General features: G+C 75.6%; 19 protein-coding genes. 14 read left to right on the top strand and 5 right to left on the bottom strand.

The window, feature by feature from the left end; all coding sequences use genetic code 11:
• Positions 1-36 precede the first annotated feature (36 nt).
• On the top strand, positions 37-798 hold the full coding sequence (mtnC, locus tag BJ982_RS27830) for an acireductone synthase (protein ID WP_184884874.1): 762 nt from the start codon (positions 37-39) through the stop codon (positions 796-798).
• The gene (mtnB, locus tag BJ982_RS27835; protein WP_184884876.1) at positions 795-1,418 is read left to right on the top strand and encodes a methylthioribulose 1-phosphate dehydratase; all 624 of its coding nucleotides are present in this window, start codon (positions 795-797) and stop codon (positions 1,416-1,418) included. Before mtnC ends, mtnB begins: the two co-directional genes overlap by 4 nt.
• Positions 1,419-1,425: 7 nt before the next feature.
• Here the strand turns inward: mtnB and BJ982_RS27840 are convergent, their stop codons facing one another.
• Positions 1,426-1,662: a hypothetical protein gene (locus BJ982_RS27840; RefSeq protein ID WP_184884878.1), complete on the bottom strand. Its 237-nt coding sequence runs from the start codon at positions 1,660-1,662 to the stop codon at positions 1,426-1,428.
• A gap of 357 nt (positions 1,663-2,019) precedes the next feature.
• Here BJ982_RS27840 and BJ982_RS27845 point away from each other — a divergent pair, with 357 nt between their 5' ends.
• Positions 2,020-2,934, top strand: coding sequence for a TIGR03619 family F420-dependent LLM class oxidoreductase (locus tag BJ982_RS27845; protein ID WP_184884880.1), 915 nt, complete (start codon positions 2,020-2,022; stop codon positions 2,932-2,934).
• 93 nt (positions 2,935-3,027) lie between these two features.
• Positions 3,028-3,621, top strand: a complete 594-nt coding sequence (locus BJ982_RS27850; RefSeq protein ID WP_184884882.1) for a 1,2-dihydroxy-3-keto-5-methylthiopentene dioxygenase — start codon at positions 3,028-3,030, stop codon at positions 3,619-3,621.
• 112 nt (positions 3,622-3,733) lie between these two features.
• On the opposite strand, the gene BJ982_RS27855 is transcribed toward BJ982_RS27850, so the two are convergent.
• Complete coding sequence (locus BJ982_RS27855; protein WP_184884884.1) at positions 3,734-4,513, bottom strand: anti-sigma factor; 780 nt, start codon at positions 4,511-4,513, stop codon at positions 3,734-3,736.
• Positions 4,510-5,100, bottom strand: a complete 591-nt coding sequence (gene sigK, locus BJ982_RS27860; RefSeq protein ID WP_184884885.1) for an ECF RNA polymerase sigma factor SigK — start codon at positions 5,098-5,100, stop codon at positions 4,510-4,512. Before sigK ends, BJ982_RS27855 begins: the two co-directional genes overlap by 4 nt.
• Positions 5,101-5,409: 309 nt before the next feature.
• Between sigK and BJ982_RS27865 the strand changes: the two genes are divergently transcribed.
• From BJ982_RS27865 to BJ982_RS27890, 6 genes are all read left to right on the top strand, one after another.
• Entirely contained in the window at positions 5,410-6,609 is a 1,200-nt protein-coding gene (locus BJ982_RS27865) for an LLM class flavin-dependent oxidoreductase (RefSeq protein ID WP_184884887.1), read from the top strand.
• A 70-nt stretch (positions 6,610-6,679) separates the two neighbouring features.
• A complete protein-coding gene (locus BJ982_RS27870) occupies positions 6,680-7,738 on the top strand; it encodes an LLM class flavin-dependent oxidoreductase (RefSeq protein WP_184884889.1) in 1,059 nt (352 codons plus the stop codon).
• Positions 7,739-7,762: 24 nt separating this feature from the next.
• Entirely contained in the window at positions 7,763-8,971 is a 1,209-nt protein-coding gene (locus BJ982_RS27875) for an LLM class flavin-dependent oxidoreductase (RefSeq protein ID WP_184884891.1), read from the top strand.
• Between the two features lie 119 nt (positions 8,972-9,090).
• Positions 9,091-9,759 carry a class I SAM-dependent methyltransferase gene (locus tag BJ982_RS27880; RefSeq protein WP_184884893.1) on the top strand — a complete coding sequence of 223 codons (669 nt, stop codon included), beginning with the start codon at positions 9,091-9,093 and terminating at the stop codon, positions 9,757-9,759.
• 70 nt (positions 9,760-9,829) lie between these two features.
• The gene (locus tag BJ982_RS27885; protein ID WP_184884894.1) at positions 9,830-10,345 is read left to right on the top strand and encodes an HAD domain-containing protein; all 516 of its coding nucleotides are present in this window, start codon (positions 9,830-9,832) and stop codon (positions 10,343-10,345) included.
• A gap of 74 nt (positions 10,346-10,419) precedes the next feature.
• On the top strand, positions 10,420-11,511 hold the full coding sequence (locus tag BJ982_RS27890; protein WP_184884896.1) for a glycerophosphodiester phosphodiesterase: 1,092 nt from the start codon (positions 10,420-10,422) through the stop codon (positions 11,509-11,511).
• Positions 11,512-11,625: 114 nt separating this feature from the next.
• Here BJ982_RS27890 and BJ982_RS27895 read toward each other — a convergent pair whose 3' ends face one another.
• Positions 11,626-12,009 (bottom strand): hypothetical protein, encoded by a 384-nt coding sequence (locus BJ982_RS27895; RefSeq protein ID WP_184884898.1) that lies wholly within the window; start codon positions 12,007-12,009, stop codon positions 11,626-11,628.
• Between the two features lie 701 nt (positions 12,010-12,710).
• On the opposite strand from BJ982_RS27895, the gene BJ982_RS27900 reads away from it, so the two are divergent.
• The 4 genes from BJ982_RS27900 (at position 12,711) to egtD (ending at position 17,116) form a co-directional block, all read left to right on the top strand.
• A complete protein-coding gene (locus BJ982_RS27900; RefSeq protein ID WP_184884900.1) occupies positions 12,711-13,946 on the top strand; it encodes a glutamate-cysteine ligase family protein in 1,236 nt (411 codons plus the stop codon).
• Positions 13,943-15,265 carry an ergothioneine biosynthesis protein EgtB gene (gene egtB, locus BJ982_RS27905; RefSeq protein ID WP_203958838.1) on the top strand — a complete coding sequence of 441 codons (1,323 nt, stop codon included), beginning with the start codon at positions 13,943-13,945 and terminating at the stop codon, positions 15,263-15,265. Before BJ982_RS27900 ends, egtB begins: the two co-directional genes overlap by 4 nt.
• Positions 15,266-15,979, top strand: a complete 714-nt coding sequence (gene egtC, locus BJ982_RS27910) for an ergothioneine biosynthesis protein EgtC (protein WP_184884902.1) — start codon at positions 15,266-15,268, stop codon at positions 15,977-15,979.
• A 105-nt stretch (positions 15,980-16,084) separates the two neighbouring features.
• Positions 16,085-17,116 (top strand): L-histidine N(alpha)-methyltransferase, encoded by a 1,032-nt coding sequence (egtD, locus tag BJ982_RS27915; RefSeq protein ID WP_221483017.1) that lies wholly within the window; start codon positions 16,085-16,087, stop codon positions 17,114-17,116.
• Positions 17,117-17,134: 18 nt separating this feature from the next.
• Here egtD and BJ982_RS27920 read toward each other — a convergent pair whose 3' ends face one another.
• Positions 17,135-19,339: a hypothetical protein gene (locus BJ982_RS27920; RefSeq protein ID WP_184884906.1), complete on the bottom strand. Its 2,205-nt coding sequence runs from the start codon at positions 19,337-19,339 to the stop codon at positions 17,135-17,137.
• Positions 19,340-19,586 lie beyond the last annotated feature (247 nt).

The following is a 19,586-nucleotide window of genomic DNA, read 5'->3' on the forward strand; positions in this document are numbered from 1 at the left end:
ACGGGAACGCGGGAGCGGGAGAAAAGGGGTGAGGGGATGACCGGGACGAGGCCCGCGTGGATCGTCCTCGACATCGAGGGGACCACGAGCTCGACGCGCTCGGTGCGCACGGGGCTGTACGAGTACGCGCGGCCGCGGCTCGGCCCGTGGATCGACGCCCACCCCGAGGACCCGGAGGTGCGGGACGCGGTCGCCCGGGTGCGGGCCGAGGCGGGGCTGGCCGCGGACGCCGGCACCGCCGACGTCGTCGTGGTGCTGCGCCGCTGGATGGACGGCGACGTCAAGGCCACGCCGCTGAAGACGCTGCAGGGGCAGGTGTGGGCCGCCGGGTTCGCCGGGGGCGAGCTGACGGCGCACTTCTTCCCCGACGTGCCGCCCGCGCTGCGCGCCTGGCACGCGGCGGGCACGCGGCTGGCGGTGTTCTCCTCCGGCTCGGCGCGTGCCCAGGAGTCGTGGTTCCGGCACACCGGGGCCGGGGACCTGGCGAGCCTCGTCGACGGGTTCTTCGACACGGTCAACGCCGGGGCCAAGCGGGAGGCGGCCTCCTACCGGCGCATCGCCGAGGCGCTCGGGGCGCCCGCCGGCGCGGTGCTGTTCCTGTCGGACGTGCCCGCCGAGCTGGACGCCGCGGCGGAGGCCGGGTGGCGCACGACCGGGGTGCGCCGCCCGGGCGAGCCGTTGGAGGAGGCCGGCTTCGGCCGCCACCGCGTGGTCGCCTCCTTCGGCGAGCTGGACTTCGGGGAGGCGGGCTTCAGGGAGCCGGACCTTGGGGAGCCGAGCTTCGGGGAGGTCCGGTGAATGCCAGGCTCACTCCCGGGCGCGTGCTCGCGTCCGGGGAGCGGCTGGCCGCCGAGTCCGCGCGGCTCGCCTCCTACGGCTGGATGCGCGGCACCTCGGGCAACCTGTCGGAGGTGGTGGGCCGGGACCCGCTGCGCCTGGCGGTGACCGCGAGCGGCCTGGACAAGGCCGACCTGGCGCCGTCCGACGTCGCGATCGTGGACGCCGGGGGCGCGCAGGTCGCCGTGGAGGGTGTGCACGCCGTGCGGCCCTCGGCGGAGGCGGGCCTGCACGCGCGGGTGGCCGCCGTGACCGGGGCGGGCGCCGTCGTGCACGTCCACGCGCTGAGCGCCGTCCTCGCGGGCCGCCGCTGGCCGGGCGGGGTGCGGGTGCGCGACGTCGAGATGCTCAAGGGCATCGGCCGCGCCGCCCGCGGCGACGAGGTCGTGTTCCCGGTGATCCCCAGCGGCCAGGACATGGGCGAGATGGGCGATCGCTTCGAGGCCGCGCGCGACCCCCGCGTCCCCGCCCTCCTCGTCGCCGGGCACGGCCTGTACGCCTGGGGCGAGGACCTGGTGCGCGCCCGGCACGTCACCGAGTGCGTGGAATGGCTGCTGGCCTACGCGCTGGCCGTCGCCTGAGAGGGGGTCACCCGGCCGAGCCGGCGGACAGGCGTCCGAACAGCTCCAGGGCGGCCTCCCGCACGCTGGCGGGCGTGATGCCGTCCAGGGCGGCCCGCGCCTCGCGGACGTCGCGGGTGGTCGCGCAGGTGATCGCCACCGATGTGGCGGCGGCGTGGTCCAGCGAGCCGGCCGGGGACCTGTCGGCCATCTCGCGGGCGGTCGTGGCGAGGTCGAGGTTGTCCATGTGCGGCGCGGCGGTCAATGCTTTCTCCTCGCGGTTGCGGATCGGCCCGGCGCGGGGCGCGGCCGTCGCCCCCGGCGGCCGGCCGGCGGGCGCCGGGTCCTGGTCTGGCCATCAATCCTGCTCCTTACGGAACGTTCATGCCACTCCGGGGGGTGGTGTCCGGCAGGACGGCGGGCCGCCCGCGGCGGGGAGGTGGCCGCGGCCCGGGTGCGCCTCACATGGTTTTCCGGCGTTTCCGGAATACCTGGGCGGCCGGCGCGGCTGCCGTTGCACGGGGATCTTTCACGGGGGCACGCCGGACGGCCGCGCCCCGTGGAGGCGTCCGCCGATGTGACAGCACGTGCCGGTACCCGTTCTCACCATACGAGGATGACCATGGAACTCGGTGTAGCGCTCCCGACCTCGGGGCCACTCGCGTCACCCGACGACATCGCCCGTTTCGCCCGTCACGCCGAGGATCTCGGCTACGACTCCTTGTGGACCTACGAGCGGCTGCTGCGGCCACTGGCCGCGATCACGCCGCCGGGCGGCGGCGAGGCGGCCACGCTCCCGGACATCTACCGGGTCACCTACGAGCCGCTGGAGACGCTGAGCTACGTCGCCGCGATCACCGAGCGGATCAAGCTCGGCACCAGCGTGATCGACGCGCTGTTCCACGCGCCGGTCGTGCTGGCGCGCCGGTTCGCCACGCTGGACCGGTTCAGCGGCGGGCGCGTGATCGCCGGGCTCGGCCAGGGGTGGGTCCCGCAGGAGTTCGAGACGGCCAACGTGCCGGTGAAGCGCATGGGCGCGGGCATGGACGAGGCCGTGGCCGCCATACGGGCGTGCTGGGGGCCCGACCCGGTGGAGTACCGGGGCCGCTTCTACACGATCGCGCCCTCGGAGGTGAACCCCAAGCCGGTGCAGGCGCGCATCCCGATCCTGCTGGGCTCGGTGACGCCCAAGGGCATCGAGCGCGCGGGACGCATCGCCGACGGGCTCAACCCGCTCGCGTTCTCGCCGGAGTCGCTGCGGGAGGCGGCGGCGTCGTTCCGGCGCGCCGCGCGGGAGGCGGGCCGCGAGGAGTCCGGGCTCACGGTGGTGGCCCGGGCGAACGTGCCGATCACCCGCGAGCCGATCACCGGGGACGCGCGGCCGTTCCTGGCCGGGTCGCCGTCCCAGATCGCCGAGGACGTCAAGCGGCTGGAGGGGGCGGGCGTGGACCACGTCCTGTTCGCCAACATGGCCTCCACCACCATCGAGGAGGAGCTGACCCTCCTGGAGGAGCTGAAGGCGGCGGTCGCCCTCTGAGCCCGCGACCGGGGTCTCCTTCCGGGGAGACCCCGTTTCCCCGCCGGTAGTGGGGGGTTTGTGGTTTCGGGACGGGCGGCGGACAATCGGAGCATGACCCACCTGACCGTCTACACCGACGGGGAGACGCCGCGGAGGCTGCTGGAGACCGAGGACGCCGGCGTCATCACCGCCACGCTCAAGGAGATCGACGTCCGCCTGCGCCGGTGGGAGGTCGTCGGGGCCCTCACCTCCGGAGGCACGCGGGAGGAGGTGCTCGCCGCCTACCGGCAGGAGGTGGCGCGCGTGGTCGCGGAGGAGGGCTACGCCTTCGTGGACGTGGCCCGGCTCCACCCCTCCGACGACCCCGGCTGGCCGGAACCGGCCCGCGCGGCGCGCGAGAAGTTCCTGGCCGAGCACACCCACGACGACGACGAGGTGCGCTTCTTCGCCGGCGGCACCGGCGTCTTCTACCTTCACGTGGGCGGCAGGGTGCACGCCGTGCTCTGCGAGGCGGGCGACCTGCTGAGCGTCCCCAAGAACACCACGCACTGGTTCGACATGGGCGCCCGGCCCGATTTCACCGCGATCCGGTTCTTCCACGACGACGACGGCTGGGTGGGGAACTTCACCGGCGACCCGGTGTCCACGCGCGTCCCCGGCCACGACGCCATCGTGGCCCGCCGGGCCGCCGGGAAGGCCCGCTAGCCTCCCGGCCCTTCGCTGTCCGAGGATGCGCGCGGCGCCGAACCCGGCGGCCGGCGTCGCGCCCGCGGCGAACCGGCCCGGCCGAAGGCCGCGAGCCGGGGTCGGCGGCCCCTCAGGCGGAGGGGACGTCCATGAGCAGCACCGGGGTGGTGGTCGGCCGCGGCGACCCGCCCGTGGGCTCGACGGTGACGCCGACCTGGGTGGCGTCGCCGGGAGCGCCGAGCACGATCGGCACCGTGCGCCCCGCGGCGTCGGGGACGGTCGTCGCGTCGGGCAGCGCGCCGGCCGGGCCGATCCTCCAGAGCTGGTAGGTGCGGCCGCCGGGCAGCGCGGGGAGGCCGTCGCACAGGAAGACCATCGCCTGCCGCGCGTGCGAGACGACGATCTTGGCGGTGGTCTCCCCGCCGCCGCGGCTCCTGGCCGTCCGGGCGTCGGGGGCGGCCAGCACGTCGGCGACCCTCTGCGCGTCTTCCCGCTGGCGGCCGAGCTCGGCCGCCAGCGCCCGCTCCTCCTGGCGCGCGCGGTCCAGGTCGCCCTGGGCCCGGACGGCGAGTACGCCGAGGGACGCGGCCACGGCCACGGCGGCGGCGGCCAGCGCGGTCGCGGCGTGCGGCCACCGCCCGCGCCGCGCCGCCGTGCGGGACGGCCGCGGGGCGACGGCCGGAGGGAGCTGGCGCACCACGCCGATCTCGGACATCACCCGGGCCCGCAGCGCGGCGGGGGGCGGGGCGGCGACCGCCGCGCCGAGGCGGGCGGTGGTCTCGCGAAGCTCGCGCTCCTCCTCGGCGCACTCCTCGCAGGCGCGCAGGTGCGCCTCGAAGGCGGCCCGCTCCTCCTCGCCGAGGGCGTGCATGGCGTACGCGCCGGCCAGCGTGTGCGGTTCGCGGCTCATTGCCCCACCCCCAGGCAGTCGCGCATGCGGATCAGGCCGTCGCGCATGCGGGTCTTCACCGTGGCCAGCGGCACCTTCAGCAGCTCGGCGACCTCACGGTAGGAGTACCCGCCGTAATAAGCGTAGGTGACCGATTCGCGCTGGAGCTGGGTGAGCATGTTCAGGCAGCGGCGCAGCCGCTCCCATTCGAGGGTGGTCTCCACCGACTCCACCACCGCGTCGTAGGGGCGCCGCACCTCCAGCCGCGCCGCGCGGGTCTCCCGGTCGGTGGCCGCCTGCGCGGTGCGGACCCGGTCCACGGCGCGGTGGTGGGCGATGGTCATGACCCACGACATCCCCGAGCCGCGCGACGCCTCGAAGCGGGCCGCGGCGCGCCACACTTCGACCAGGACCTCCTGGGCGACCTCCTCGGCCTGCGCCGGGTCGCGCAGCACGCGCAGGACCAGCCCGTACACGGCGGGGGCCACCCTGTCGTAGACCTGCTCGAAGGCCGGGCGGTCGCCCCGGGCGACCCGGGCGAGCAGTTGCTCCAGCCCCGGCCCGTCGTGCCGGCCGTCATCGAGTGGCAGGGCCCTTCTCGGCCTCATGCGCTCTCCCAACCGTCGGATCGTACGCGTGCGGACGCGCGTGACGTGTGCGGTGCGGACATGGCTGTTTCGCGCCATGGCGGGCTCCGGATGGCCCGCGGGCCGGGCGATTTTCCGCGCCCCCGCGATGAGGGCCCCGCATTTAGCACTCATCCGGTAGGAATTGCATAATTCATGGCGCGGAGTTATGGTCGGATCCGGGTCACGTGATCGGCGGCGAACCCCCGGCCCCGCCCGGCGACCCGTGGAACCCAAGGGACGCAGGAACCGAGGAACCCGAGGAACCAGCACTCTGAGGAAGGCCCCCGCATGCCGCCCGTTCCCCTCCACCTCAGCGTGGCTCTCGAAGGCGCCGGATGGCATCCGGCGGCGTGGCGCCACCACGACGCCCGCCCCCGCGAGCTGTTCTCCGCCGGCTACTGGACCGCCCTCGCCGCCGAGGCCGAGCGCGGCCTGCTGGACTTCGTGACGATCGAGGACTCCCTGGGACTGCAGTCCTCCCGCCACGAGGAGGCCGACGGCCGCACCGACCAGGTGCGCGGCAGGCTGGACGCCGTGCTGCTCGCCGCGCGGCTCGCCCCGGCCACCTCGCGGATCGGGCTGGTGCCCACCGCGACCGTCACCCACACCGAGCCGTTCCACGTCGCGATCGGCATCGCCACCGTCGACCACGTCAGCCACGGCCGGGCCGGGTGGCGCGCCCAGATCTCGCCGCGGCACGCCGAGGCCGGCCACTTCGGGCGCAGGACGTTCCCGGTGCTCACGGCGGACGGCTACGACGACCCCGCGCTCGCCGGGCACGTCGCCGGCCTGTTCGCCGAGGCCGAGGACGCCGTGGAGGTCGCCCGCCGCCTGTGGGACAGCTGGGAGGACGACGCGGTGATCCGCGACGTCCCCACCGGCCGCTACGTCGACCGCGACAAGCTCCACTCCATCGACTTCCAGGGCCGCTGGTTCGGCGTCAGGGGACCGTCGATCACGCCCAGGCCGCCGCAGGGCCGGCCGATCGTCGCGGCGCTCGCCCACGGCCCCGTCCCCTACGGGTTCGCCGCCCGCGCCGCCGACGTCGTCTTCGTCACCCCGCGCGACAAGGACGACGCCCGGTCCATCGTCGCCCAGGTCCGGGCCGCCGAGGGCGGCAGGGCCGAGGGCCCGCTGCGGATCTTCGCCGACCTGGAGGTCCACCTGGAGACCGGCGCGACGGCGGCGGCCGGCCGCAAGGCGCGGCTGGACGAGCTGGACGGCGCCGAGCACGTCCCGGACGTGACCGTCTTCACCGGCACCCCCGAGGGCCTGGCCGGCCTGCTGCTCGACTGGCGCGAGGCGGGCCTGGACGGCTTCCGGCTGCGCCCGGGCGTGCTGCCGTCCGACCTGGCCGCCGTCACCCGCGGCGTGGTGCCCGCGCTCCAGGCGGCGGGCGCGTTCCGCGGCGCGTACGAGGCGGCGACGCTGCGGGAGCTGCTCGGGCTCCCGCACCCGGCCAACCGCTACGCCGCGGCGCGGGGGTGACCCGCCCGCGGGCCGCCGCGCGGCGGGACGGTCCGAGACCCGACCATCCGAGCACGCGACGGGAGCCCGCATGAGATTCATCGCCATCACGCTGATCGTCCACGGGCCCCACCCCCTCACCGGCGAGGTCAAGACGACCACCGCGCGGCTGCGCGAGGTGGTGGACAACGCCGTCCTGGCCGAGGAGCTGGGCTTCGACGGCTTCGGGGTGGGCGAGCGGCACGAGCGTCCGTTCATCTCCTCCTCCCCGCCGGTGGTGCTGTCGCACATCGCGGCCAAGACCTCCAGGATCCGGCTGTTCACCGCGGTGACGACGCTGAGCCTGCTGGACCCGGTCCGGGCCTTCGAGGACTACTCCACGCTGGACCACCTGTCGGGCGGGCGCCTTGAGCTGATCATCGGCAAGGGGAACGGCGCGGCGCAGGCCAAGCTGTTCCACGTCACCGCCGAGGACCAGTGGGAGCGCAACCGCGAGGGGTATGAGCTGTTCCGGCGGCTGTGGCGCGAGGACTCGGTGACCTGGACGGGCCGGTTCCGCCCCGGGCTGCGCGAGGCCGAGGCGCTGCCGCGCCCGCTGCAGCGGCCGATCCGCGTGTGGCACGGCAGCGCGACGAGCAAGGACTCGGTGGAGCTCGCCGCCAAGTGGGGCGACCCGCTGTTCTCGGCCAACGTGACCAACCCCGTCGAGCCCTACGCCGAGCTGATCGACCACTACCGCGAGCGCTGGGCGTTCCACGGCCACGACCCGGCGGACGCGGTGGTGGGCGCGGGGTCGGCGGGCTACTACGCGGCCAGGACCTCCCAGGAGGCCGTCGAGACCTACCGGCCGATCTACGAGGCGCGGCTGGCGCTGTTCAGGAAGGCCGGGCTCGACCCGGTGTTCCCGACGCTGGAGGACGCCATCGAGCGCGGCTCGATCCTGGTGGGCAGCCCGCGGCAGATCGTCGACAAGGTGCACCGCTACCACGAGCGGTTCGGCCACGAGGTCATGCACATCGCCGCCGACGCCGACGGCCTCACCGACAAACAGCACAGGGCCGCGCTGGAGCTGTTCCAGAGCGAGATCGCCCCGGTGCTGCGCAGGGACATCCCCAGCAGGCCCTTCCCGGGACCGGCCGTCACGGCCTGACCGGTCCCCCGTCGAAAGGCAGAGATGGCCACCACGACGAACGCGGGCGGCGCCCCGCGGCCCCCTGTCCCTCTGTCGGTCCTCGACCTGGCGCCGGTCCGGTCCGGCGGCACCGTGGGCGACGCGCTGCGCGAGACCATCGACCTGGGGCGCCGGGCCGAGGAGTTCGGGTACCACCGGTACTGGCTGGCCGAGCACCACTTCGCCGCCGGGGTGGCGAGCTCGGCGCCGGCCGTGCTGATCGCCCTGGTGGCGGCGGCGACCGGCCGCATCCGGGTGGGCTCGGGCGCGGTGCAGCTCGGCCACCAGACCCCGGCCACGGTGGTGGAGCAGTTCGGCACGATCGACGCGCTGCACCCCGGCAGGATCGACCTCGGGCTCGGCCGGTCGGGGCAGAAGCACGCCGAGGTGCTTACCTCCGGCGCCGCGCCCCCGGCCGCGCCGCCCGTGCCGCCCGCGCCGGAGCCGCCGCGCGGGTCCGTCCCCGACGGCAAGGGCGGCCACCTCGTGGACGGCCTGCTGATCCCGCCGTCGTACTCGTTCGCCGCGCTGGCCCGGCTGCCCCGGTTCCGGCTGTACGCCTCGCTGCTGCGGCAGCCGGGGGCCGAGACGCCGGACTTCGCCGCGCAGGTGGACGAGATCCTCGCCCTGCTGGACGGCACCTACGTGTCGGCCGACGGCATCGACGCGCACGCCGTCCCCGGCGAGGGTGCCGAGCTGGCGGTGTGGGTGCTCGGCAGCAGCGGCGGCCAGAGCGCGCGGGTCGCGGGCGAGCGCGGGCTGCCGTTCGCGGCGAACTACCACGTCAGCCCGTCCAGCGTTCTGGAGGCGGTGGACGCCTACCGCGCGGCGTTCAAGCCCTCGGCGACGCTCGCCGCGCCGTACGTGCTGGTGTCGGCGGACGTGCTGGTGGCCCCCGACGACGGGACGGCCCGCGAGGTGGGCGCGCCGTTCGGCCACTGGGTGCGGTCGATCCGCTCGGGCCGGGGCGCGATGCCGTACCCCTCGCCCGAGGAGGCCGCGGCGGACCCGCTGAGCGAAGAGGACCGCCTGCTGGTGGCCGACCGGCTGGACACGCGGTTCGCCGGGTCGCCGGAGACGGTGGTGGAACGGCTGCGGGTCCTCAGGGACGTCACCGGGGCCGACGAGTTGCTCGTCACGACCATCGCCTACGACCACGCCGACCGGGTGCGCTCCTTGCGGCTGCTCGCCGAGGCGTGGGGCCTGGGTTAGCGCGGCCGGGAACCGCGCCCGGGGGCTCGTTCGTCCCACGGGAGAGCAGGTGCGCGGCCTGGGGCGGCGATGGCAGGATGACTCCCCAGTCACCCCGCGAAAGCGGAGGAAGGGGGAGGATGTCCAGCAATCCCGGTGAGGCGCGCGAGCTCGCGGCACGCTACCAGGAACGCGGCGACCCGCTCGGCTGGTTCGAGCCGCTGTACGCCTCGGCCGAACGCGGCGAAGGCGTGGTCCCCTGGGCGCACCGCGTGCCGAACTCCCTGCTCGTGGGCTGGGCCGAGGCCACGGGCGCGAGCGGCGAGGGCCGTACGGCGCTGGTCCCCGGCTGCGGGCTCGGCGACGACGCCGAGTACCTGGCGGGGCTCGGCTTCACGGTGACCGCCTTCGACATCGCCCCGACGGCCGTCGCGGCCGCCCGCCGCCGCTTCCCCGGCGGCTCCGTGCGCTACGCCACCGCCGACCTGCTGGACCCGCCCGCCGCGTGGCGGGGCGCCTTCGACCTGGTGGCCGAGGCGTACACGCTGCAGGTGCTGCGCGGGCCGCTGCGCGAGCACGCCGTGGCGTCCCTGGCCGGCCTGGTCGCGCCGGGCGGCACCCTGCTGGTCGTGGCCCGCGCCCGTGAGGAGCACGACCCGCCCGGCCACATGCCCTGGCCGCTCACCCGCGCCGAGGTCGGCTCCTTCGAGGCGCACGCGCTGACGGCGGTGCGCGTGGACCTGGTGCCCGGGGCGCCCGGCGGCGACCCTCCGGTGCGGTACTGGCGCGCGGAGTTCCGCGCGGCGTGACCGGCACGCCCACGACGGGGACCCGCGCACGCCGTCCCGTCCCCCAGCACCGACGACCGAGGAGCGGCACGTGACGAAGCGTCCCCTGGTACTTCTGGACGTGGACGGGGTGCTCAACCCGGCCAGGCGCCACTCCCTGCGGCTGCGCCGCCACGAGTGCGTGCTGGACGGCCGCTCCTACCGGATCCTGCTCGACGCCCGGCACGGCGCCAAGCTGGCGGCGCTGGCCCGCGACACCGGCGCCGAGCTGGCCTGGGCCACCACCTGGGAGGAGCACGCCAACGCCGAGATCGCCCCGCGCCTGCGCCTGCCCGCGCTGCCGGTCATCGCGGTGAACGGCGACCCGGGCACGCGCGCGGGCGAGCACTTCAAGACCCGGCACGTCGCCGAGTACGTCGCCAGGCGGCCGTTCGTCTGGTTCGACGACAGCCTCGGCGTCCCCGACTGGCAGTACCTGAAGGACCACCCCGGCGTGGGCGAGTTCCTGCTGGTCGACGTGGATCCCCGCACGGGGCTGACCGACGCGCACCTGGAGCGCGCCCGCGCCTGGCTGTCGGGCCGGGACGCCGAGGCCGTTGATCGTTAACCGTCCCGCCACCCCCGGTACAGGTGCGGCCGTTAGCGTGCCCCGCGGATCACGAGAGTGGGGTGTGCCCGGACATGAAGAAGTCGACGCTGGCGGTGCTCGCGGCCGGGGCGATGGTGGCCATCGCGTTTCCGCGGACCGCGACCGCCGGAGACCGTGACCACCACGGCGGCGAGCCCATCGTCATCGGCCACCGCGGTGCCAGTGCCATCCGGCCTGAGCACACGCTGTTGTCGTACGAGGCCGCGATCAAGCTGGGAGCCGACTACATCGAGCCTGACCTGGTGTCCACCAAGGACCACGTGCTGGTCGCCCGGCACGAGAACGAGATCGGCGGCACCACCGACGTCGAGAACCACCCCGAGTTCGCCGCGCGCAGGGCGACCAAGACCATCGACGGCGTGGCGGTGACCGGCTGGTTCACCGAGGACTTCACGCTGGCGGAGCTGCGCACGCTGCGCGCCGAGGAGCGCGTCCCCGACCTGCGCCCGGACAACACCGCGTTCAACGGGCTGGCGCTGATCCCGACCTTCGACGAGGTGCTCGACCTCGCGCGCGGGAACGGCGTGGGCGTCTACCCCGAGACCAAGCACCCGAGCCACTTCGACGCGATCGGGCTGTCGCTGGAGGAGCCGCTGCTGGCGACGCTGAAGCGCCACGGCCTCGACGGCTCGCGCGCGCCGGTGTTCATCCAGTCGTTCGAGACCGGGAACCTCAAGGCGCTGCGCCGGCTGACCCGCCTGCCGCTGATCCAGCTCGTCAACGGCAGCGGCGCCCCCTACGACTGGGTGGCGGCCGGCGACAGGCGCACCTACGCCGACATGGTGACCCCGGAGGGGCTGCGCGAGGTGGCCGGGTACGCCGACGGCGTGGGGGTGGCCACCACGCGGATCGTCCCGGCGGGCCCCGACGGCAGGCTGCTGCGGCCGACCACGCTGATCAAGGACGCGCACCGCCGTGGCCTGAAGGTGCACACCTGGACGATCCGCCCGGAGAACTCGCAGCTCCCGGTGGACTACCGGCTCGGCGACTCGGCGAGCCCGGCGTTCCCGCGCGCCACCGGCGACGTCACCGGCTGGCTGGAGCGGTTGTACGGCCTGGGCGTGGACGGGGTGTTCTCCGACGACCCGGGCGTCGCGGTGGCCACGCGGGCCCGCCTGTTCTAGGCGGGCCGGGACAAGGGGCGGCCGCCGGCGGGCCCGGTCCGCCGGCGGCCGCGGGGCGCCCCCGCGCGGGGACCGAAGGGAGGGTCCTCGTGCGAGGGCGCGGGAGGGGACGTCTCAGCTCGCGGCGGCGCAGATGGCGTAGACGCTGATGCCCACGTCGGCGTAGCGGTTCTGGCGGCCGAGGCCGATCCAGCCCCTGCCGTCCTCGGTGGGGAAGCTGCCGACGAGGATGGCGTCGTTGCCCTGCGCCTCGGCGCCGCCGCCGACCGCCCGCTTGCCGTTGGGGCAGTACACGGTGCGGCGCTGGAAGTTCGGCACGTTGGCGTTGGGCAGCTTGACGATCTGGTAGCCGGTGAAGTCGGCGGCCGGGCGCGCGGCGGCCGGGGCTGGGGCCGGGACGGTGGCCGCGCCGGAGGCGGGGGCGGCGGCGATCGTGGCGAGCCCCGCGCAGCAGGCGGCGGCGACCGCCCCGAGCGTCCAGAGCTTCTTGGGGTGCATGGCGTCTCTCCTTCGAATGGTTCCCCGCCCCGTCTCGCGCGGCCGGCGACGGGACGCACCGTCGCGTTCCCCGGGGCGTCGGGGGCTGGGGATCTTCGGTTCGTCACCGGAAGTATCCAGATCACCACGCAGCGTGTCCACGCCGCCGCCGAGCCGCCCGGGGCCTGCTGGGCGGCGCCCACTTTTGCCGCCGAAAACGCTTGACGCGGGCACCTCGCGGGCGACCTGCGCGTTCCCCGCACCACCCCGGGGCGAGCGCCATCCGGGGGACGCGCGTGTCGCGGCGCCGTACGGCCACAAGAGGACAGGCCGGAGCTCGACGGGCCGCCCCTTACATCCCCTTTATCAGACAAGATCCCCATATTGGGGAGATCATATGTTTTGCGGCACTAATCCTATTTAGTGCTTCAAATGGTGGAATGCCGGGTACGAGGTGATTAGTCGCCCGCCGGCGTCGCCAACGACCGGACGGACGCCTTGTTTCCACGCATCTGCCCGCCTCCGGCCGCCTTTTCCGACTTCTCCGCGCGTCTTCGGGACCCCTTCGCGACCTGTTCACGCTTTCGCACCGGTGTGCGCGTTTCCGGGGCCGCGCCGCGCCCCGCCCGCCACCCGCTTCCGTCGTTTCCGCCGTTTCCGCCGTTTCCGAAGGAGGTCTCCACGGCTCTGCCGACCGTCCACGCCTCGCCCTAGGAGGTTCCATGATCGGTACGGAGAACAGCGACGCGCGGGTCCGCGGCCTGGCGGACGTGGAGGAGTTCGCCCACAGGTGCTTCCAAGGCTCCCCCGGCGACCGGGTCGGGATCGAGCTGGAGTTCCTGGTCTTCGACCGCGCCGACCCCACGCGGCAGGTCGGCGTGTCCCGGATCATCGACGCCCTTCCCCCGCTGACGCGCGGCAGCGCCCTCAGCTTCGAGCCCGGCGGCCAGCTCGAACTGTCCGGCCCCCCGGCCCCGCTGGCCCGGGCGGTGCGCCAGGTGGCCGCCGACCTGGACACCGCGCGCCGCGCCCTCGGCGACGACGGCCTACTGCTGGCCGGGATCGGCCTGGACCCGATCCGGCCGCCCGTGCGCCAGCTCCGCGCGCCGCGCTACGAGGCGATGGCCGACCTGCTCGGCGTCCCCTACGGCCCGCTGATGATGTGCCTGTCGGCGTCCATCCAGGTCAACGTGGACCTCGGTCCCCGGCCGGTGGTCCGCTGGGAGCGCGCCTGCGCCCTCGGCCCCGTCCTGAACGCCGCCTTCGCCAACTCGCCGCTGACCGGTTCGCGGCCGTGCGGGTGGATGTCGGGACGCCAGGCCGTCTGGCTGCACCTGGACCCCACGCGCACCCGCCCGGTGGTGTGGGAGGACGACCCGGCCGCCGCCTGGGCGCGTTACCTCATGGACGCCCGGCTCATGCTCCTGCGTGAGAAGGGCGCCCGCCGCCCGCCCTCCCCCAGCCGGGCCACGTTCGCCGACTGGACGCGCTCGCCCCACCTCGCCGGGCACCCGCCCACGGCGCGCGACCTCGCCTACCACGCCACCACCGTGTTCCCGCCGGTACGCCCGCGCGGGTGGCTGGAGGTCCGCTACCTCGACGCGCTGCCGACGCGCTGGTGGCCCGTCTGCGTGGCCGTCACCGGCGCCCTGCTGCTGGACGACCGGGCCGCCGACGCGGCCCTGGCCGCCGCCGCGCCCCTGGCCGACCGCTGGTGGCACGCCGCGCGGGTCGGCCTCGGCGACCCGCGCGCGCGGCGCGCCGCCGAGGAGTGCTTCCGCGCCGCCGCCCTGGCCCTCCCCCGGCTCGGGGCCGAGCCGTGGCTGGTCGCCGACGTGGAGTGCTACGCCGAGCGGCACGTCGTCCCCGGGCGGTCCCCCGCCGCCGAGGCGCTGCGCCGCGCCCGCGAGCCGGGCGCGGGCCCGCTGGCCTGGCTGAGCGAGGAGGTCGTGGCGTGACCGCGGCGACGCGGCTGAAGGACCGCATCGCCGCCGGCCTGGAGGAGGGCCGCGGCCGCTCGCTGGCCTACACCGACATCGACGACGACCTGCTGGTGCGCCAGCACTCCCCGCTGATGTCCCCGCTGGTTTGGGACCTGGCGCACGTCGGCAACTACGAGGAGCTGTGGGTGCTGCGCGCGCTGGCCGGCGCCGAGCCGACCCGCCCGGAGATCGACACGCTGTACGACGCCTTCGCCCACCCGCGTAAGGAGCGCCCCCTCCTGCCTCTGCTCGGCCCCGCCGAGGCCCGCACCTACATCGCCGGGGTCCGCGGCCGGGTGCTGGACGTGCTGGACCTGATGCAGGACGGGGACCTGTACGGGCCCGATCCGCTGCGCGCCGGCGGCTTCGCCTTCGGGCTGGTGCTCCAGCACGAGCACCAGCACGACGAGACGATGCTGGCCACGCTGCAGTTGTCGGGCCGTCCCGGGCTCGTGCGCGACGGCGCGCTGCCGCCGGGACGGCCCGGCGGCCCGGACGAGGTGCTCGTCCCCGCCGGCCCGTTCCGCATGGGCGCGGGCGCCGACCCCTGGGCCTACGACAACGAGCGGCCCGCCCACGAGGTGGACCTGCCCGCGTACTGGATCGACCGCCTGCCGGTGACGTGCGGCGCCTTCGCGGCGTTCGCCGAGGACGGCGGGTACGACGACTCCCGCTGGTGGGATCCGCGCGGATGGCGCTGGCGCGTGCGCCAGGGCGTGACGGCCCCGCTGTACTGGACCCGCGAGCCGGGCGGCGCGTGGTGGCGCTCCCGGTTCGGCCGGATGGAGCCGGTGCCGCCGGAGGAGCCCGTGCAGCACGTGAGCTGGTACGAGGCCGACGCCTACGCCCGCTGGGCGGGCAGGAGGCTGCCCACCGAGGCCGAGTGGGAGAAGGCCTGCGCCTGGGATCCCCGCGCCGGCCGCGCCCGCGCCTACCCGTGGGGCGACGCCGTGCCCGGGCCCGGGCACGCCAACCTGGGGCACCGCGCGTCGCGGCCGGCCCCGGCGGGCGCGTTCCCCGCGGGCGCGAGCCGCTACGGGGCCGAGCAGATGATCGGAGACGTCTGGGAGTGGACGGGGTCGTGGTTCCTGCCCTATCCCGGGTTCAGCGCGTTCCCTTACCGGGAGTACAGCGAGGTGTTCTTCGGCCGCGACCACCGGGTGCTGCGCGGCGGCTCGTGGGCCACCCATGCCCTGGCCGTGCGCGCCGCCTTCCGCAACTGGGACCTGCCGATCCGGCGGCAGATCTTCGCGGGGTTCCGCTGCGCGCGCCCGGCCTCGCCCGAGGAGGCGTAGGTGTGCCGGCACGCGGCGTGGCTCGGCGCCCCCCGCGCGCTCGCCTCGCTGCTCCAGGACCCCGCCCACGGGCTGTGCCGGCAGGCGTACGCGCCGCGGATGCAGCGGTGCGGCACGGTGAACGCCGACGGCTTCGGGGTGGGCTGGTACGACCCGGCCGCGGGACCCGAGCCGGTGCGCTACCGGCGCGGCGTCCCGATCTGGGCCGACGCCAACCTGCCCGGCCTGGCCCGGGCCGCGCGCTCAGGCTGCCTGATGGCCGCCGTGCGCTCGGCCAGCCCCGGCATGCCGATCGAGGAGTCGGCCACCGCGCCGTTCGCCGAGGGGCGCTGGCTGCTCAGCCACAACGGGCGGGTGGACCGCGCGGCGGTGCGCCCGCTGGCCGGGGACCGCTCCCCCGAGAGCCCGTGCGACTCGGCATGGCTGGCCGCGGCGGTGTTCGCGCGGCTCGGCGCGGGCGCGCGGCCCGGCGCGGCGGCGGCCGAGGTGGTCGGGCTGGCGGGGCGCGCCGACCCCGCCGCCCGGCTGAACCTGCTGGTCTGCGACGGCGCCACGATCGCGGCCACGGCCTGGAACGAGACCCTGTTCCTGCACCTGGGCCAGGGGGTGCTGCTCGCCAGCGAGCCCTTGGACGACCGGCCGGGCTGGGAGCCCGTGCCCGACCGGCATATCGTCCTCGCCACGCCCGACGGGGCGCGCGTCCAGCCGCTGTGACGCGCCCCGGCCCGGGGCGTCCCGCGGTTCACCGGCCCGTCGCCACCTGTTCACCGGTCACCTCAGGAGGTTCGCGTGTCCGTCACCCAGATTCCGCTGCCGTTCCTGTACACCGTCGACCACATCGGGCCCGGGCACGCCCGCGAGGCCCTCGCGCGGGACGTCCTGGCCGGGCTGACCGCCTGCCCCAAGTGGCTGCCGCCCAAGTGGTTCTACGACGCCACGGGGAGCGCGCTGTTCGAGCGGATCACCCGGCTGCCCGAGTACTACCCCTTCCGCCGGGAGCTCGGCCTGCTGCGCGAGCACGCGCCCGAGATCGCCCGGCTGACCGGGGCCGAGAACCTGGTGGAGCTGGGCTCAGGCACCAGCGAGAAGACCGCGCTGCTGCTGGAGGCCCTGCGCGAGGCGGGCACGCTCAGGACCTACACGCCGGTGGACGTGGACGGCGAGACGCTGGAGGCGGCGGCGCGGCGGGTGTCGGCCGCGCACCCGGGCCTGGCGGTGTGGGCGGTGCGCGCCGACTTCGAACGGCACCTGGCGCTGCTGCCCCGGATCGGCAGGCGCCTGGTGGCCTTCCTGGGCGGGACGCTCGGCAACCTGGAGGAGGAGGCGCGGGCGTCGTTCCTGGCCGCGCTGCGCGAGACGCTCGTCCCCGGCGACTGCCTGCTGCTCGGCGCCGACCTGGTCAAGGACACCGGGCGGCTCGTCGCCGCCTACGACGACGCCGCCGGGGTGACCGCGGCGTTCAACCGCAACGTGCTCGCGGTGCTGAACCGCGAGCTCGGCGCCGACTTCGCGCCCGAGGCGTTCGCGCACGTGGCGTTGTACGACGCGCGGCGGCACCGGATCGAGATGCGCCTGCGCGCGACGCGGACGATGCGGGTGCGCTTCCGCGTGCCGTCCCTGGAGGTGGGGTTCCGGGCGGGCGAGGAGATGCGCACGGAGATCAGCGCCAAGTTCTACCGCTACCTGCTGGAGCGCGAGCTGGCGCGGGCCGGGTACGTGCCGGTGCGCTGGTACACCGACCCCGGGCAGGACTTCGCGCTGGCGCTGGCGGAGGTCCCGGGCGCGCCCGCCGCCCGTCCGGACGGCGACCCGGCCCGGCCGCGCCGGGGCAGGCGTCAGGGCGGCGCCTGAGACGCCCGGGGAAGGGCCTCAGGCGTCCTCCCAGAGGATCTGGCGCGGGGCGCGGGGCAGGCGCACGGCGCCGCTGCGGTCGGCCAGCGCCACCGCCTTGAGGAGCAGGGGATTGCCGTCCCCGAGCGCGGGGCGGCCGTGGGCGAGCGGCTCGCGGTCCAGCAGCGGCGCCAGCAGCTCGTCCAGGCCGTCGAACCGGCCGGTCTCGAAGCGGCGCGCCGCCTCGTCGTAGCGGCCTTCGAGCAGCAGGGGGTGGCGGGGGTCGAGCCCGGCCGACGCCAGGCCCGCGAGGGCCGCGCGGTGCCGGGAGGCGGCCTTGTCGTCGCCGCGCGCGTCCTCGCAGCGCGCCGCGAGCAGCAGCGTCCTGGCCCGCGCCGGCGGGTCGGCCGCGCCGGACTCGACGGCCTGGACGGTCCGCAGCACGCCGAGCGCCTCCTCGGGCTCGCCGCTGCCCAGCAGGGTCTCGGCGAGCGCGCGGCGCACCGACAGCAGCAGGGCGTCGGAGCCGGCGGGGGCGAGCAGGGCGGCCAGCTCGCCGAGCGCGGTCACCGCGGCGCCGCGCTCCTCGCCGAGCGCCCGCGCCCGCGCGTGCAGGACGCGGGCCTGCGCCCACAGCCGGAAGGAGACCTGCGCGGCGAACCAGTCGTCCAGGACGGGCGCGCGCTCCAGCAGCCGCAGCACGGTGCCGGGGTCGCGCAGCACCAGCTCGGCCTGGGCGACGCGGACGATGTCGTGGTTGGGCCAGTACGCCGTCGGCTGGAGCAGGTCGGCGCGCTGCCGCCCGGCCTCCTGGAGCAGGTGGCGCGCCTCGATGGGCTGGCCGGCCTCCAGCAGCGCCTCCCCCAGCGAGACGCGGGCGGCGACCACGTTGATGTCGCCCAGGTCGCCCAGGCGGGCCTGCCGGTCGGTGACCACGGCCTCGGCCTCGCGCAGGCCCTCCACGACCCGTCCCGCTCGCACGGCGGCGAGCGCGGCGGCCTGGGCGGTCAGCGTGAGCCGCCGCCACGCCTGGGACGCGGCGCCCGGCTCCTCGCCTCCGCCGGTCCGGTCGTCCTCGCCCGCCGCGCGGGCCTGCTCGACGCTGGCGGTGCGGGCCTGCTCGATCAGCCGCCGTCCCTCCACCGGGCGCCCGGCCTCGACCAGCGTCTCACCGAGATGGTGGCGGGCGCGGGCGGCGTAGGCGGCGGTCTCCTCGGGGGCCAGGCCCTTCTCCTCCTCGGCGATCTCCAGCGAGTACTCGAAGCCCGCCTGGGCGGCCTCCAGGTCGCCGTACCGCAGCAGCGCGAGGCCCCGCCGGTTCTGCACGTCGCACCGGCTGCGCAGGCCCGCCCCGCCCGCCGGCGCCGGGCCCGCGCCGGGGGCGGGCAGCAGCCCGGACAGCTCCCCGGCCTCGCGGGCCGCGCGTTTCAGCAGGATGCCGGTGTCGAGCAGCGAGCGCAGCACGCCGGCCTGGGCGTCGGCCTCGGCGGGGGTGCCGGGCGCGGACCTGCGGGCCACGTCCCTGGCGCGCTCGGCGACGTCCAGGTCGTTGATCCACGTGCCGGCCAGCGGCACCAGGTGCCGTTCGTACCAGTGCGCGCCGAGCGCCGCGGCCTGCCGGTCGACCGGGCCGTCGGGGTCGTCGGTGAGCGCGTCGAACGCCAGGTCCGACAGCTTCTCCGCGCACGCCCGCGCCCAGCCGGGCGGCGGCAGGCAGACCGCGCGGGCCGCGGCGGCGATCACGGGGGCCAGGTGGTCGGCGTAGGCGACGACCCGGCCCGACCAGCCGGCGGAGGCGGCGCGGCCGAGGGCGCTGTCGGGCCAGCCCGGGGGCTCCTGGGGCGCGGACTGGCGCTTCTCCGAGGTGGCGATGTCGCCGATGCCGAGCTGGACCTGCTGGGTGAGGAACGCCTCGGCCCGGTGGAAGCGCGCCACCAGCAGCAGCGCCTGGGTGAGCAGGTCGCGCGCCTCGACGAGCGCGCAGGGCGTGTCGAGCCGTTCCCGGGGGCCGGCGCGCTCGGCGAACTCCACGAAGGCGTGCCGCAGGGCGAGCGCCACCAGGACGCGCCTGCTCTTGACCTCGTTGTAGAGCCAGACGGCGCTGCGCCGCCCGCTGTGCCCCTCCCGCGAGAGCCGCACGGCCGCCGCGACGTCCTCGGCCCTGACCAGGTGGTAGTCGGTGTGGCGGAGGACCTCTGCCGCGGCCTCCCCGATCGCCGAGAGCCGTCTTTCCTGCGCCGACACCCTTGAAGCCCTCCTTGGTCGGTGGTGCGGTTGGCGTGTGGCAGTGGATATCAACGGCCAAAAGCCATATTGATCTCCAAAGCATATACTTCGGGCAAGTCCAAGGCTCCATGGGTTCGCCAGAGAGGTCCGCCTTCTGACGCGGGGGAATCGGTTCTCATCTTTCCAACGTTGCCTGGAAAGTGTCGATCGCGCGACCGGCAAACGGCCGGAAGAATAGGCTTGAACGGTAATAACCGGATATATC

This window comes from Sphaerisporangium siamense (assembly GCF_014205275.1).
Classification (GTDB): domain Bacteria; phylum Actinomycetota; class Actinomycetes; order Streptosporangiales; family Streptosporangiaceae; genus Sphaerisporangium; species Sphaerisporangium siamense.